This is a genomic window from Brevibacillus sedimenti, assembly GCF_020923495.1.
Classification (GTDB): Bacteria; Bacillota; Bacilli; order Brevibacillales; family Brevibacillaceae; genus Brevibacillus; species Brevibacillus aydinogluensis.
In genome coordinates this window covers 2,851,565-2,866,033 of the sequence record NZ_CP064048.1, presented here as the reverse complement: position 1 = coordinate 2,866,033, position 14,469 = coordinate 2,851,565, and the positions used below count along the sequence as shown (strand labels likewise).

At 59.0% G+C, this 14,469-nt stretch carries 13 protein-coding genes and 2 pseudogenes; 1 reads left to right on the top strand and 14 read right to left on the bottom strand.

Annotated features, from left to right (window positions below; translation table 11 throughout):
• Window positions 1-164: 164 nt before the first annotated feature.
• The 10 genes and pseudogenes from IRT44_RS14055 to IRT44_RS14010 all read right to left on the bottom strand — a co-directional run bounded on the left by IRT44_RS14055 (window position 165) and on the right by IRT44_RS14010 (window position 9,113).
• Window positions 165-1,469: a pyrimidine-nucleoside phosphorylase gene (locus IRT44_RS14055; protein WP_171565566.1), complete on the bottom strand. Its 1,305-nt coding sequence runs from the start codon at window positions 1,467-1,469 to the stop codon at window positions 165-167.
• A gap of 35 nt (window positions 1,470-1,504) precedes the next feature.
• Window positions 1,505-2,314 (bottom strand): purine-nucleoside phosphorylase, encoded by an 810-nt coding sequence (locus tag IRT44_RS14050; RefSeq protein ID WP_230076865.1) that lies wholly within the window; start codon window positions 2,312-2,314, stop codon window positions 1,505-1,507.
• A 33-nt stretch (window positions 2,315-2,347) separates the two neighbouring features.
• A complete protein-coding gene (gene deoB / locus IRT44_RS14045) occupies window positions 2,348-3,523 on the bottom strand; it encodes a phosphopentomutase (protein ID WP_230076864.1) in 1,176 nt (391 codons plus the stop codon).
• Between the two features lie 70 nt (window positions 3,524-3,593).
• A complete protein-coding gene (gene xerD, locus IRT44_RS14040; protein ID WP_171565569.1) occupies window positions 3,594-4,481 on the bottom strand; it encodes a site-specific tyrosine recombinase XerD in 888 nt (295 codons plus the stop codon).
• An 88-nt stretch (window positions 4,482-4,569) separates the two neighbouring features.
• Entirely contained in the window at window positions 4,570-4,809 is a 240-nt protein-coding gene (locus IRT44_RS14035; RefSeq protein ID WP_171565570.1) for a YqzK family protein, read from the bottom strand.
• A gap of 68 nt (window positions 4,810-4,877) precedes the next feature.
• On the bottom strand, window positions 4,878-6,008 hold the full coding sequence (ald, locus tag IRT44_RS14030; RefSeq protein ID WP_171565700.1) for an alanine dehydrogenase: 1,131 nt from the start codon (window positions 6,006-6,008) through the stop codon (window positions 4,878-4,880).
• A gap of 116 nt (window positions 6,009-6,124) precedes the next feature.
• Window positions 6,125-6,589 (bottom strand): ferric iron uptake transcriptional regulator, encoded by a 465-nt coding sequence (locus tag IRT44_RS14025; protein WP_035289716.1) that lies wholly within the window; start codon window positions 6,587-6,589, stop codon window positions 6,125-6,127.
• 94 nt (window positions 6,590-6,683) lie between these two features.
• On the bottom strand, window positions 6,684-7,310 hold the full coding sequence (gene spoIIM / locus IRT44_RS14020) for a stage II sporulation protein M (protein WP_171565571.1): 627 nt from the start codon (window positions 7,308-7,310) through the stop codon (window positions 6,684-6,686).
• A gap of 57 nt (window positions 7,311-7,367) precedes the next feature.
• Window positions 7,368-8,563: pseudogene (locus IRT44_RS14015) on the bottom strand (endonuclease Q family protein).
• Window positions 8,550-9,113: an NUDIX domain-containing protein gene (locus tag IRT44_RS14010; protein ID WP_212132389.1), complete on the bottom strand. Its 564-nt coding sequence runs from the start codon at window positions 9,111-9,113 to the stop codon at window positions 8,550-8,552. Before IRT44_RS14010 ends, IRT44_RS14015 begins: the two are co-directional and overlap by 14 nt.
• Before the next feature lie 96 nt (window positions 9,114-9,209).
• Here IRT44_RS14010 and mciZ point away from each other — a divergent pair.
• Window positions 9,210-9,266 (top strand): annotated as a pseudogene (gene mciZ, locus IRT44_RS19485) (Z-ring formation inhibitor MciZ); the annotation flags it as partial.
• 4 nt (window positions 9,267-9,270) lie between these two features.
• Here mciZ and IRT44_RS14005 read toward each other — a convergent pair.
• The 4 genes from IRT44_RS14005 to mce all read right to left on the bottom strand — a co-directional run bounded on the left by IRT44_RS14005 (window position 9,271) and on the right by mce (window position 14,467).
• Window positions 9,271-10,458 carry a DUF3866 family protein gene (locus IRT44_RS14005; RefSeq protein ID WP_230076863.1) on the bottom strand — a complete coding sequence of 396 codons (1,188 nt, stop codon included), beginning with the start codon at window positions 10,456-10,458 and terminating at the stop codon, window positions 9,271-9,273.
• 198 nt (window positions 10,459-10,656) lie between these two features.
• Window positions 10,657-11,772 carry a M20/M25/M40 family metallo-hydrolase gene (locus IRT44_RS14000; RefSeq protein WP_171565575.1) on the bottom strand — a complete coding sequence of 372 codons (1,116 nt, stop codon included), beginning with the start codon at window positions 11,770-11,772 and terminating at the stop codon, window positions 10,657-10,659.
• Window positions 11,773-12,066: 294 nt separating this feature from the next.
• On the bottom strand, window positions 12,067-13,623 hold the full coding sequence (locus IRT44_RS13995) for an acyl-CoA carboxylase subunit beta (protein WP_171565576.1): 1,557 nt from the start codon (window positions 13,621-13,623) through the stop codon (window positions 12,067-12,069).
• Window positions 13,616-14,467: a methylmalonyl-CoA epimerase gene (mce, locus tag IRT44_RS13990; RefSeq protein ID WP_171565577.1), complete on the bottom strand. Its 852-nt coding sequence runs from the start codon at window positions 14,465-14,467 to the stop codon at window positions 13,616-13,618. Before mce ends, IRT44_RS13995 begins: the two co-directional genes overlap by 8 nt.
• Window positions 14,468-14,469: the final 2 nt, after the last annotated feature.

Sequence of the window (14,469 nt, the reverse complement as noted above, 5' to 3'; positions counted from 1 at the left end):
GTTGATTAATCAATAATAATTTATCGGAGATTGCACATTTTTATCCGAATTGCCAGATAACAACGACCGCAGAGCGCTCTCCAGCGGTTCTCCCCTGCGCAACAGGGCGTGCGGCAACACCGCACTCCCTGTGTTTGCTTCGGGGTGGCTCACACACGTCGCTATTATTCAACAATCTTGTAAATGAGCGGCTGCTCCGGCGGCTGCTCGCTGCTGTACGCAAACGCTTCAGCCACGTCCTTGAGGGCATCTTGCAGCAAGCGCTCGTCGTTGGCGTGCAGGGTGGCCAGCGGTTCGCCGGCGCGCACCCGATCCCCCCGCTTTTTGTGCAGCACGATGCCAACCGCCAGGTCAATCGGCATCTCCTTGGTCAATCGGCCCGCCCCCAGCACGACAGAGGCATGCCCAACCGTCTCTGCGTCGATCCCGGCCAGGTAGCCGTCCTGCTGCGCCGTGACCTGTGCGGTCAATCCCGCTTGGGGAAGGCGGTCCGGTTCGTACACGTCACGTTTGTTGCCGCCCTGTGCCTCCACCATTTGCGCCAGTTTATCCACGGCTTTGCCGCTGGCGATGATCTCCTCCAGACGGCCTCGCCCTTCGTCCACAGACGACGCCAGCCCGCCCAGCACGAGCATGCGAGCGCCGATTGCCAGCGCCAATTCCGTCAAATCCTTGGGACCGTTTCCAGCGAGCGTTGCGATCGCCTCTTTTACTTCCAGCGCGTTGCCTACGGCAAAGCCAAGCGGCTGATTCATGTCGCTGATGACAGCCACCGTCTTGCGCCCCACCTGGCTGCCGATATCCACCATTGCGCGGGCGAGTGTCTCTGCTTCTTCGAGCGTCTTCATAAATGCGCCTTTGCCTACTTTTACATCAAGCAGGATGGCATCGGCCCCCGCCGCGATCTTTTTGGACATGATCGAGCTGGCGATCAGCGGCACTGCTTCCACCGTGGCAGTTACGTCACGCAGGGCGTACAGTTTTTTGTCTGCGGGCGTCAGGTTGCCGGACTGACCGATTACCGCCACACCGATGTCCCGCACCTGTTGGAAGAACTGCTCGCGGGTGCGTTCCACCTGAAACCCGGCGAACGACTCCAGTTTGTCGATCGTGCCGCCCGAGTGTCCCAGACCGCGTCCGGACATTTTGGCCACGGGAATGCCGGCCGCCGCCACCAGCGGCGCCACGACCAGCGTCGTCTTGTCGCCCACGCCGCCAGTGCTGTGTTTGTCCACTTTTACTCCCGGAATGGACGTTAAGTCCAACTGCTCCCCGGATCTTGCCATCGCCATGGTCAAATCGCCGGTTTCGCGCGGCGTCATGCCGCGGAACAGTACGGCCATGGCCCAGGCGGACATTTGGTAGTCGGGAATGCTTCCATTTGTATAGCCGTCGACGAGAAACTGAATCTCCTCCGTGCTCAGTTCCTTGCCGTCCCGTTTCTTCGCGATAATATCCACCATGCGCATGCTGTTTCACCCCACCCTCGTGTGCTGCCGCCAGCCTATAATTTCGCCACGATCCCGTTCACCAGTGACAGGAACTGGGCCTTCACGCGTTCGGTCGTCTCCATCACTTCATCGTGGGAAAGCGGCTGTTCCAAGATGCCGGCCGCCATGTTGCTGATGCAGGAGATGCCGAGCACGTTCATCCCCATGTGACGGGCCGCGATTACCTCCGGCACGGTCGACATGCCGACGGCGTCTCCTCCCAGAATCCGCAGCATGCGGATCTCGGTCGGCGTCTCGTAGCTCGGGCCGAGCAGACCGACGTAGACCCCTTCCTGCAAGGTGATGCCCAGCTCTGCCGCCACTTCTTTTGCCACAGCGCGAAGTGATTTGGAATAGGCTTCCGACATGTCGGGGAAACGGGGACCCAGAGTGTCGTCGTTGGGGCCGATCAGCGGGTTGCGGAACGTCATGTTGATGTGGTCGGCAATCAGCATCAGGTTGCCCGGCTTGTAGCTCTCATTGATCCCGCCGGCAGCGTTGGTGACGATGATCGTCTCCACGCCGAGCTGTTTCATGACGCGGATGGGGAACACCACGGCGTCCAGTTCGTGACCTTCATAATAATGGAAACGCCCCTGCATGGCCACGACCTGCTTGCCCTGCAGCTTGCCGATGACAAGCTGTCCCTTGTGTCCGACCACGGTGGAGACGGTAAAGCCGGGAATCTCGTGGTACGGGATGACGACCGGATTTTCGATCTCGTCTGCCAGTACCCCCAGACCGGAGCCGAGCACCAGGCCGATGGTCGGTTTTTCCGTCAGTTTCGGTTGAATGTAGGCAACTGCTTCTTGTATGCTGCTCATCGTGTTTTCCCCTCTCGATTTCATTTTTTCATCTTACAATCTGGCCAAAAAGCTTTCCCCGATCTCGGGCGCCTTGACGCCAAAGTTTTCGGCAATCGTCGCGCCGACGTCGGCAAACGTGCCGCGCACGCCCAAATCGCTTCCCTGCGCGATGCCCTTGTGGTAGACCAGAAGCGGCACGTATTCGCGGGTGTGGTCCGTGCCGTGGTGTACCGGGTCATTGCCGTGATCGGCGGTGATGATCAACAAGTCACCGCTGTCCAGCGCATTGAGAAGCTCCGGAATGCGGGCGTCAAACTCCATCAGCGCCCGGCCGTAGCCCTCGGGATCGCGGCGGTGGCCATACTTGGCGTCAAAATCGACCAGATTGACAAAGCTCAAGCCGGTAAAATCCTCGTTCATCGTCTTCAGCAACTGGTCAACGCCGTCCATGTTGTCCTTGGTCCGAATGGAGCGGGTAATTCCCTCGTCGGCGTAGATGTCGCTGATTTTGCCGATCGCAATCGACGTCAGCCCCGCATCCACAAGCCGGTTCATGACCGTCGGCGCAAACGGCTTGACGGAGTAATCATGCCGGTTGGGCGTACGCACAAACGCCCCCGGCTTGCCGACGAACGGACGGGCGATGACGCGGGTGACGGCAAATTCGTCCCGCAGTGTCAGCTCGCGGGCGATCTGGCAGATGCGGTACAGCTCTTCCAGCGGCACCACTTCTTCGTGCGCTGCCACCTGGAACACGCTGTCGGCCGAGGTGTAGACGATTACATCGCCGGTCCGCATGTGTTCCTCGCCCAGTTCCTCAATAATCGCGGTGCCGGACGCCACCTTGTTGCCCAGCACCTTGCGTCCGATCCGCTGCTCGAACTCGCGGATCAGCTCGGCCGGGAAGCCGTCGGGATAGGTGCGAAACGGCGTGGACACGTGCAGGCCCATGATCTCCCAGTGTCCGGTCGTCGTGTCCTTGCCGATGGAGATCTCTTTCATTTTCCCCCAGTGCGCCTTGGGAGCTTCAACAGCCGGTACGTTTCGCAACGGGGCAATATTGCCCAGGCCGAGCGCCTGCAGATGAGGCAGGGAAAAGCCGTCGACTCGCTCGGCGATATGGCCCAGCGTATGAGCGCCTTCATCGTTGAAGCGGGCCGCATCCGGCAGCTCCCCGATTCCGACGCTGTCCATCACAATTAAGAAGACTCGAGAAAAACGTGACATAAAAACCGCCTCCTGCAACAATCATCAAAGTGTTCAGTCGTCAGACGTCTGACGAGGAAAAAAAGAGAGACTACGCTCTCGGGTGGGTTTTTGCGTAAATGTCCTTGATGCGCGAACGGGTCACATGCGTGTAAATCTGCGTTGTGGAAATGTCCGCGTGACCCAGCATTTCCTGTACAGACCGGAGATCTGCTCCGTTTTCCAGCAGGTGCGTGGCGAACGAATGGCGCAGCGTGTGCGGCGTGATTTCGGTCCGAATGTTGGCCTTCTGCGCGTAGCGCTTGATGATTTTCCAAAATCCCTGCCGGGTGATCTGCTTGCCCAGATGGTTGAGAAACAGGGCTGTCTCGCCCGGCTGCTTCACCAGCTTCGGCCGTCCCGCCTGCAAATAGTGGCGCACCATTTGGATGGCGACGGAGCCGAGCGGGATGATCCGCTCCTTGGACCCCTTGCCCATGCACTTGACGAATCCCATCTCCAGGTTGACATCGCTTACATCCAGGTTGACCAGTTCGGAGACGCGGATACCGGTCGCGTACAGCAGTTCCAGCATCGCCTTGTCGCGCAGCCCTGCCGGAGAGTCGACCGGCGGGCTGTCGAGCAGCCGTTCCACTTCCTCGACCGAGAGCACCTTGGGCAGGCGCTTTTCAATTTTGGGGGTCTCCAGATGGATGGACGGGTCCTTGTCTATGTACTTGTCGCGGACGAGATATTGATAAAAGGCCCGGATTGACGCCAGATTGCGGGACAGGGTGGCAGTAGCCCGTCCCTTTTCCTGGAGGGTCATCAGATAGCCGATAATCTGGCTCCGCGTGGAGTCCTCGATCCGGGTCACCCCCTGCTCCTGCAGGTATGCCGTATAGGCAACCATATCCCGCTGGTACGATTCGAGCGTGTTGGGCGACAGCCCTTTTTCCACAGCCAGGAAATGGATGAATTGATCAATCAGCGTGTCCATGAAGCTGTTCCCCTTCAGGTAAGTGTCTTGATATGCTTTCCACGCGGGAACGGAAAAGTCCTCTTTTTTCCCGCGAAAAAGGTAACGGTTACTCTCCCGTCAGGTAGAACAACTGCAGCCGGGACAGGTATCCGTCCCAACTTCCGCCTCCCTGGGCGTTGATCAGCTTCACCACTTTGACGGCATTGCCGTGCGGTTCGCGGTAGGGATCGCCTGGCAGGAACCTGTCTGACAAGAGGCTGATGATCCCGTAGGACAACAGCGCACAGGTAACGAACAGGAGGAAAAACCGGAGAATCTCCATCAGCCGCCGAAACGATACTCGCATCGATGCAATCCTCCCCGTTTCCGTGTTACCTCCAGTATATGCGCTGGTCTCCTGCTCCATTCGGTACGCTATACGTGCAGGTCATGCAGCGCGTCTTCCAGCGGGACATACGGCAGATTCAGCGAGGTGGCCACTGCTTCGTACACCACATGGCCGTTCAGCACGTTGACGCCGCGGGCAAGCGCGCGGTTTTGGGTGATGGCGGCGCGGACCCCCTTGTTCGCCAACTGCAGGCCGTAAGGTATTGTAACATTGCTCAGGGCGATTGTCGACGTGCGCGGCACCGCTCCCGGCATGTTGGCCACCGCGTAGTGGACGACGCCGTGCTTGACGTATGTCGGTTCGCTGTGTGTGGTAATCCGGTCCACAGTCTCGATCGAGCCCCCCTGATCGATCGCCACGTCGACGATGACCGATCCGGGAGACATCGACTTGACCATCTCCTCCGTCACCAGCTTGGGCGCCCGCGCCCCGGGGATCAGGACCGCCCCGATCAGGAGGTCGGCGTCCTTTACCGCCTGCGCGATGTTGTAGTGGTTGGACATCAGTGTCCGCAATCGTCCCTGGAACAGATCGTCCAGTTCGCGCAGCCGGTTGGCGTTGATGTCGAGAATCGTCACCTGCGCCCCCAGGCCGACCGCCATTTTGGCCGCATTGGTCCCGACGATGCCGCCGCCGACGATGACCACATGAGCCGGTGGGACACCGGGAACGCCTCCCAGGAGCACTCCCTTTCCCCCGTGCGGCTTTTCCAGAAACTGTGCGCCAATCTGCACCGACATGCGGCCGGCCACCTCGCTCATCGGCATCAATAACGGCAGCGAACCGTCGTCAGTCTGGATCGTCTCGTAGGCAATCGCGACCACTTTCTTGGCACGGAGCTGCTCGGTCAGTTCGCGTTCCGGCGCCAGATGCAGATAGGTAAACAGGATCAGGTTTTCGCGAAAGAATTTGTATTCGGCAGGCAGCGGTTCTTTTACCTTGCAGATCATCTCCGCCTGCTGCCATACCTCCTCTGCACTGTCGAGAATTTCCGCGCCGGCTGCCGAAAAATCCTCGTCGGAAAAACCGGAACCGATCCCCGCCTGCGTCTCGACCAACACGCGATGGCCCGCCTGTATGTATGCGCTCACGCCGGCGGGGGTCAGCCCCACGCGGTTTTCGTTGTCTTTGATTTCCTTTGGCACCCCGATAATCATCACACATTCGCCTCCTGTGGCTCGCATTTGCGCTTTCCTTATCATGCCACCGGAGGTCCTGCTCCATAACCCGGGGCAGAAAAAAAGAAAAACTTCTCCCGCACAGAGAAGTTTTTCTATTTAAAGTCCTCCACGTTCACCTTGTCGATGCAGCGATGGCAGATGCCGTAGAAGGTGAGCCGATGGTCGGTAATGTAAAAGTTGTAAACATTCTTGACCTTTTCTTCTGCGGAGACAAGCAGGTCTTCAAAGATTTCATCCACCGTGCCGCAGTTCAGGCAGATCAGATGGTGGTGGTGGTACTCGGCGTTGTCGTCGCGCAGATCGTAGCGAGCCACCCCGTCGCCGAAGTTCATCTTGTGAATGATCTTCAGCTCGCTCAACAGTTCCAGGGTTCGATACACCGTGGCGAGACCAATTTCCGGGGCTTTTTCCTTGACCAAAAGGTAGACGTCTTCCGCACTCAGGTGATCTTCCTCGTTTTCCAGTAAAACGCGAACAGTGGCTTCACGTTGTGGCGTCAGTTTATAGTTCTGGGAATGTAGTTGCTGCTTGATCTTCTCTAACTTTTCTTCCAACATAAATGCCCCTCCCCGCTCGCATGAAACCTGCTCCTATTATAGTAGAGGGGTGTTCCAGAAGTCAAATACATACGTTATTAAATGAGAATTATTCTTAATTAAGCACCATTTGCATCAGCCTGGGGGAGACGAACGTCTCGAACAGCGCCGCCACCATCAGGACGGCCAGCATGACAACGACCAACACGGTGTAGCCGACGAAGTGGGGCAGAATCACGTCCCGTCTGCTCAGGAGCCGCGTTTTGATCAGCCGCATGGAAAACGAGATGCCGCTCACCCCGACGATAAACAGGGCCGGCACCACCAGCAAATTTTGCGGCAATACGCCCGCCAACGCCAGCGTCACACCTTGCCACTGAAGCTGATTCACCAGAAAGCCGACTGTAAACCCGACGACCACTCCTTTGAGAAACAGCAGCAGCAGGATCATCGGCAGACCGATGATGGACAGCCCCAGCATCCACAAGATGCCCACCGTTTTTGCATAGTGGCCGAACGCCTGTTGGAAATGGGCCGTCGGCTCGGGAATGCCCTGGCTTCCGAGCGTGTTGAAAAAGTACTGCAGAAAGCCAAACAGCTCCTGTCGCTGGGAAAGCGGCAAGGAATTGACGATCACCGCTCCAAAAATAATGCCCATCGCAAACAGTACGATCGTAAACCAGTAAAGCGACTGATGCTCTCGCGCATATGCCTGGATTGTTTGTCCAACTCTTGCCCGCACGCCGTTTCCCCTCCCGCAACGCTGATTACTGTACAGCTTATGCGGAAGTCCGGGCGCCTATGCCTTGCCTGTCACGATCCTGCCGTACGTGCCGGCTCCTCCGGCCTTGACGTTCAGCCGCCCTTCCCTGGCCTGGACGATCAGATCCGCGATTCGCTCACCGACCACGCCGGCAAGTTCTTCCCTGCCCACCCGGTGAAGAATGTTCATCTCCGTCCCAAACGCACAGTACAGCTTGTCACGCAGCCTCGGGCCTACTCCGGGAATGAACTCCAGCGGCACCTGTTCCACGTACGGGGACGAAACGGCGGATGGACGCCGGCCGGGCAATCAGCCAACTGTTCTATCCGGTCAAAGACGCCCCGGACCACCCGTTTGAAGCCGCACTGCGGACAGCGGCCATCAGCGTCTGCCGGAAGTGTCGATTGGCACGATTGGCAGGCAGTCTGATGGTACTTCCCCAACTGCGGATGAAGACCGTAGTTGACAGCGACGCCTCTCCCCGCTTCCCTGCGCAGAGCCCGCATCCACTCTCGAAACGAGCGTTCGGCCATGGCCATCGCCTGATACTCGCGGCCGATTTTCGCCAGCGAATGGGCGTCCGAATTGGTCAGGAATGTCTTGTCATGCAGCTCCGTCAACCGGTCGGCCATGTCCGTATTGGCGCTCAGCCCCAGCTCGACGGCCGGGATGGTAGAGGGCTCCGCCACCTCCGAAAGCGAGTCGGTGCAGCTGCCGTACAGGCCTTTGTGCGGCGTGAAAATATGGGCCGGAACCAGCACGCCGCCTCCTTCGGCCACCCTCTCCTGCAGTTCCCGCAGCGTGGCTCCGATCCGCTGGGAGCTGAGATTGACGTTTTTGCAGCGTCGGGACAGCCAGTCGGTAAAAAGGCGCATCTCCCCCACGTTCGGCAGGTAACAGAGGAAGTGGGCCTCTCCTCGTCCTGGTTCTTTGATCTCCACTTCGCATCCGAGAATCAGCAGGGTCTGCTTGTACTGAACGCCGCCATCCCTGTGCTCTTCGGCCGCTCCCGTTTCCAGCAGGCCAATCAGCTCTTCCTGCACCTCGGGAGCGTGAGCGTCGATGATCCCGATGACGTCCATGCCTTTTCGCTCGGACGCTTCTTCCAGAATCCGCGTCAGGGTCATCTGCCGGGATGCGGTGATTTTGACCGGTTTGCCGCTCTTCGTCCCGCCGATGTGGATGTGCATGTCACAGAAGTAGCGCGGCAGCCGTCTGTCAACCACGTTCATGCAGCACCCGATTCTCCCAGGCAAACAGGGCGGCGACGGTCTTGGCGTCGCAAATCTCTCCCGTGCGGTGCAGTTCCTTCGCCTCTTCCAGCGTCAGCTCCAGCACCTCGACAAACTCGTCTTCATCCGGACGACTTTCCCCTTTTGTCAGTCCCGTCGCCACGTAGACGTGCATAAGTTCGTCGGCAAACCCCGGTGACGTATAAAACGAGCTCAGGAGCTCATAACTGGCGGCCTGATACCCTGTCTCTTCTTCCAGTTCGCGCTTGGCACAGGTGAGCGGCTCTTCCCCCGGCTCCAGTTTGCCTGCCGGAATCTCCACGATGGTCCGCTCCAGCGGTTTGCGAAACTGGCGCACGGCGACCATCTTGCCGTCCGGCGTCAGCGGCAGAACGGCCACCGCTCCCTGGTGATTGACAATTTCCCGCTTTGCCGTTTTGCCGTTGGGCAGCAGCACCTCATCCACCTTTACCTTGATAATCCGTCCGTCGTAAATCGTCTGACTGCTGATGGTCTTTTCGTATAAACGGTCTTGATCGCTCACGCTCATCATCCTTTTTCGAGATCTGGTTCTAAACGCGTCCGGCTGCCTCATATTGTGGAGCAAGACACTTGTCCACCCTTATTGTATCGGAGGCGTATTGGGATGAAAACCTATGTCAGCGAAAAGCATCTGCGCATGGTCGGCAAAGCGTGGGAAATCCGCGCTACACTCCGCTCCTGGTCAAAAAAAGAGCTAACGCTGCAAGAGTATCTGGCCCGGCGCAGCGGTGCGTCCCGCCGCTAGCACATTCGGCCAAAAAGGGAGCGCTCTGCACCGCGAGATCTGCGGCCAGAACAGCCGCCTGAAACGGGGCCGGATCGTTCCGCCAGTGCCGGCCCATCGTGACAAACGACAGGCCAAATGTCTGCTCCAACCGCTCCAGCTGTTCATGATCCGGCGCCGGCCTGCTTACGGCCAGATGACTGCCGCTGCGGATCAGCTCAGCCGTTTGACTGCGGACAATGTCGTCGCGTCCGTCGCCAAATTCGGGCACTGCCAACAGCACCGGCCGCAGCGCAAAACGGCCGAGAACGGTCCGCGTGTGATGGCTGATGCCAAAGTGGCGTTTGCGGGGATCGGCAAAGCTGAGACGGGGGATGAAAAACGGGATGCCGCCCAGAAGGGAGACGGCGTGAATCACCTCCGCCAACTGCATGCCCGAGAAGCCCAGCGGCGTCCCTGTTCCGGTCACACCCGGGCCGAGAAAGCACAGGATCACGTCCGCCTGTTCCACATGCCGGGCCGCCAGGAGGCCGTTGTGGATCGTCACGGTTTCCCTGTCGCCGCCCCAGGCGTGTCCCGCGGTGACGGTCGCCGCCAGCACGCCTGCTGACTTTAGGCGCGCCACCTGCCGGCTCAGGGCGATCGGCAGGGAAGCGGCGTCCGGCATTACATACACCTGACGTTTTTCCGGTGCCGCCCATGCGACCGCCGCTGCGGCAGCCGGAAGCAGGCTGTGCAGTTCGCCGATCAGCACGGGCGTTCCCTCCAGTGATAGCGATTCATCACAAAACCGTTCATGGTACGGGCTGTCCTGCTCTTCCACTGTATCGACGGCCAGCTGCGAGGGCGCGTAGCGCATTTTCATCACGTGGCCCCACGCTCCCGGGGACAGATCGTCTTCGACGGTTCTCCTCGTTTTTCCGATGACGATGTGAAACCCGCCCGTTCCCAGCTGCAGCCGTACAGCGGTCGTATTCACCAGAACCTCGTCGCCCGCGGCGAGGTCTTCGTCGAAAAACGAGACGGCCGGTTCGACGAGGCCGCTGTCGTGCAGGCGCACGTCCAGGATTTGCACACCCGTCCGTTTTTCCCGTACCTCTGTCACCATCCCCGCAGCCACGCGAAGCATGTCACTTCCTCCCCTCTTCCGCCGTTTCAGGGTCTTCTCATGATCAGTCTATGTTTGGCATGGCTTGCCCAATCATTTGTGTGCTCCCGCGATCGGCTTCCTTTTGCCAAGCGGCTAAGGCCAGGCTTTTTCACTGCCCGCACGCGTACAAAAAGGCCGGGACCCCACTCAGGGTACCCGGCCCGCACACTGCATTGCTTACTCCAGCACTTCAGCGATAATCGCCAGCACCAGCTCTGCTGCCTTGTTCAGTTCCGCAATCGGCATGCGTTCGTTTTTCGTATGGATTTCTTCGTACCCGATGCCAAAGTTCACGCTCGGAATGCCGAACCCGTTGAAAATGTTACCGTCGCTGCCGCCGCCGCTGGCAATCAACTCCGGTTCGCGGCCCACGCGCTTCACGGCAGCGATTGCCTTTTGCACCACCGGCGTCTCTTCGTTGAATTTGTAGCCGTGATACATGAAGATCACGTCGTTTTCGCAGCGCGCCCCCATTTCTGCCGCCGCTTCTTCAAAGGCGGTGGTCATCTTTTTCACCTGCGCCTCCAGCTTGTCCATTACCAGGCTGCGCGCTTCGGACCAGACTTCCACGTAGTCCGTCACGATGTTGTATGCCTTGCCGCCTTCAAACCGGCCGACATTGGCGGTCGTGTCCGCGTCGATGCGGCCCAGCGGCATGCGGGAAATGGCCTTGCTGGCGACGGTGATGGCGCTGATGCCGTCCTCCGGATTGACGCCTGCATGAGCAGCCTTGCCGTAGATTTTTGTCACAATCCGATACTGCCCCGCTCCGGCAACCGTGATCTTGCCCACCGGTCCCTCAGAATCCAGGATAAAGCCCATCTCCGCCTTCAGCAAGCTGGAATCCATCGCACGGGAACCAACGAGGCCCGATTCTTCGCCCACCGTGAATACGATCTGGATCGTCGGATGCGGCAATTGTTTCTCTTTCAACGTGCGCAGCGCTTCAAAAATCGCCGCGATGCCGGCCTTGTCGTCAGCGCCGAGAATGGTCGTCCCGTCTGAGTAGACGTACCCGTCGCGCACCTGCGGCTTGACGCCGTTGCCCGGCACGACCGTGTCCATGTGGCTGCTGAACAGAATGACCGGCCCTGGGGCGGTGCCTTCCAGCGTTGCGATCAGGTTGTTTGCGCCATGGCCAGTTTTGGCAGCCGCGTCGTCTTCCTCCACCGTAAAGCCCAGGTCCGTCAATTTTTCCTTCAGCACCTTGGCAATGGCCGCCTCATGTTTGGTTTCGCTGTCGATTTGGACGAGCTCCAGAAACTCGTTTAGCAAACGTTCCTGGTTGATCACACCCGATTCCTCCCTGAAAGATGTCCTGCCGCGCAGGGATCAATAGCACCATAGCCGGCAGGGTCCAGATTTTTGCGGGAATCCCGGTCCGGCGCACCAGCGATGCGGACGTGTCCTGGCTTTTTACGCACATGCCGCACGCTTTTGCCGCCATGGCCCGGAACATTCACCTTCCTACCTTGCCTACATGTACCAGTATACCGCAAAAAATTTTTTTACACCATGTATTCCCGCAACCCCTGCCAACCTGCTGCCTGACAATCAAACGTCGGAAGGCTTCCATAAACAGCCGGATCACAACGGGATGTTGCCGTGCTTCTTGTCGGGCCGCTGCTCCCGTTTGTTTCTCAGCATTTCCAATGACAGCCTCAGGTACTTGCGCGTTTCACGCGGATCGATCACGTCGTCCACCATGCCGTGCTCTGCCGCGACGTACGGATTGGCGAATTTTTCGCGGTATTCGGCGATCTTCGCCTGCCGCGTGCCAGCCGGGTCGTCGCTTTGCTCGATATCCCGGGCGAAGATGACGTTCGCTGCCCCCTCCGGCCCCATCACGGCAATCTCCGCGTTCGGCCAGGCGTAGACCACGTCTGCCCCGATTGCCTTGGAGTTGAGCGCAACGTACGCCCCGCCGTACGCCTTGCGCGTGATTACGCTGATTTTCGGCACGGTTGCCTCTGAATAGGCGTACAAGATTTTTGCCCCGTGGCGGATGATTCCGCCGTGCTCCTGATTGATGCCCGGGAAAAAGCCGGTGACGTCCACAAACGTGATCAGCGGCACGTTAAAGGCGTCACACGTGCGGATAAACCGGGCCAGTTTGTCCGAAGAATCGATATCCAGCCCGCCGGCCATCACTTTGGGTTGATTGGCGATCAGCCCCACGCTTTGACCGTTGATGCGGCCGAAACCGACCACGATGTTGCGGGCAAAATTGGGCTGCACTTCCATAAAGTCGCCGTGGTCCACCACTTTCTCCAGCACTTTTTTCACGTCGTACACTTTCGTTCCGGCCACGGGCACCAGCTCGATCAGCTCTTCCAGCCAATCGCCCGGGTCTCCGTCGTACGGTACGCACGGCGGTTCCTCCCGGTAGTTTTGCGGAAGGAAGGTGAGCAGACGGCGCACCTGCTGGAGCACGTCCTCTTCCGTCTCCGCCGTGAAATGAGCGTTGCCGCTGATGGCGGAATGAACCGATGCACCGCCCAGGTCTTCGCTGGAGATTTTTTCGCCGGTGACTGTCTCAATTACCTTGGGACCGGTGATAAACATCTGCGACGTCTTCTCCACCATAAAGACGTAATCGGTGATGGCCGGCGAATACACCGCCCCGCCCGCGCACGGACCGAGAATGACGGAGATTTGCGGGACAACCCCGGAGTAAATGGAATTGCGGTAAAAAATATGGCCGTACCCGTCCAGAGAGACGACCCCTTCCTGAATCCGCGCGCCTCCGGAGTCGTTCAGACCAATGATCGGAGCGCCGTTTTTCGCCGCCAAATCCATGATGTTCGCGATCTTTCTGGCATGCATTTCCCCTAGAGCTCCGCCGAAAACGGTGAAGTCCTGGGCAAACACGTACACCAGGCGGCCGTTAATCTTGCCATAACCGGTGACCACGCCTTCGCCTGGGGCCTCCAGCTTGTCCATGCCGAAGTGGGTGGCCCGGTGCTTGACGAACGGCTGCAGTTCCACGAAACTGTCCGGATCGAGCAGGAGGTCCAGCCGTTCCCTGGCCGTCAGTTTGCCCCGGTTGTGCTGGGCGGCGATTTTTTCGTCGCCGCCGCCCATCTCTACCTTCCGCTTCCGTTCATACATGTCGTTGATTTTTTCGTACATCGCTTCACTCATGCGCCGTTTCCTCCTTGCTCGCAGATGCTTTCGGAGCCTGACACAATTCGTATAGGACGCCATGCGCCCCCTTGGGGTGCAGGAAAGCAATCTGCGCACCGTGGGCACCCGGTTTGGCCGTTTCATGGATGAGCGGAACGCCGTTTTCGCGCAAACGGAGCAAGCGCTCGTTCACATCGTCCACGTCGAGGGCAATGTGATGAATGCCTTCACCCCGCTTTTCGATGAAACGGGCGATCGGGCTGTCCGGACCGAGCGGCTCCAGGAGCTCGATGCGGCTCTCGCCGATTCCCAAAAACGCCACCCGTACCTGTTCCGAAGCCACTTCTTCCGTCCCCAAAAGCGGCAGCCCCAACTGTTCGGTGTAGAACGGAAGGGCATCGTCCAGGCTTTTGACGGCGATGCCGATGTGGGCAATCTTGTTGGGAGCAGGCAGCAGGCTCATCCGCTTGCGCTTCACATGAGAGCGGATGAAATCGGCGGTCACCCGCGTCGGCGTCCCAGGGGTAAAGACCTCGGCAATCCCCTGCGATTTCAGATAGGGAATGTCCTCCTGCGGAATCACTCCGCCGCCGATGACGAGAATGTCGTCCGCCCCCTGCTCCCTAAGCAGGCGGACTACTTCCGGAAACAGTTCATTGTGGGCACCCGACAGACACGACAGGCCGATGACGTCCACGTCCTCCTGTATGGCGGCATTGACAATCTGTGCGGGCGTTTGCCTTAGCCCGGTATAGACTACTTCCATGCCCTCGTCCCGCAGCGCTTGCGCGACCACCAGAGCGCCGCGGTCATGGCCGTCCAGTCCCGGTTTGGCTACCAGTACGCGAATGGTTCGTTCCATGT

Coding starts and splice junctions, on each gene's coding strand:
- IRT44_RS14055 (WP_171565566.1), bottom strand. CDS start 1,469: ATGCGCATGGTGGATATTATCGCGAAGAAACGGGACGGCAAGGAACTG.
- IRT44_RS14050 (WP_230076865.1), bottom strand. CDS start 2,314: ATGAGCAGCATACAAGAAGCAGTTGCCTACATTCAACCGAAACTGACG.
- deoB (WP_230076864.1), bottom strand. CDS start 3,523: ATGTCACGTTTTTCTCGAGTCTTCTTAATTGTGATGGACAGCGTCGGA.
- xerD (WP_171565569.1), bottom strand. CDS start 4,481: ATGGACACGCTGATTGATCAATTCATCCATTTCCTGGCTGTGGAAAAA.
- IRT44_RS14035 (WP_171565570.1), bottom strand. CDS start 4,809: ATGCGAGTATCGTTTCGGCGGCTGATGGAGATTCTCCGGTTTTTCCTC.
- ald (WP_171565700.1), bottom strand. CDS start 6,008: ATGATTATCGGGGTGCCAAAGGAAATCAAAGACAACGAAAACCGCGTG.
- IRT44_RS14025 (WP_035289716.1), bottom strand. CDS start 6,589: ATGTTGGAAGAAAAGTTAGAGAAGATCAAGCAGCAACTACATTCCCAG.
- IRT44_RS14010 (WP_212132389.1), bottom strand. CDS start 9,113: ATGAGCGTGAGCGATCAAGACCGTTTATACGAAAAGACCATCAGCAGT.
- IRT44_RS14005 (WP_230076863.1), bottom strand. CDS start 10,458: ATGCTTCGCGTGGCTGCGGGGATGGTGACAGAGGTACGGGAAAAACGG.
- IRT44_RS13995 (WP_171565576.1), bottom strand. CDS start 13,623: ATGAGTGAAGCGATGTACGAAAAAATCAACGACATGTATGAACGGAAG.
- mce (WP_171565577.1), bottom strand. CDS start 14,467: ATGGAACGAACCATTCGCGTACTGGTAGCCAAACCGGGACTGGACGGC.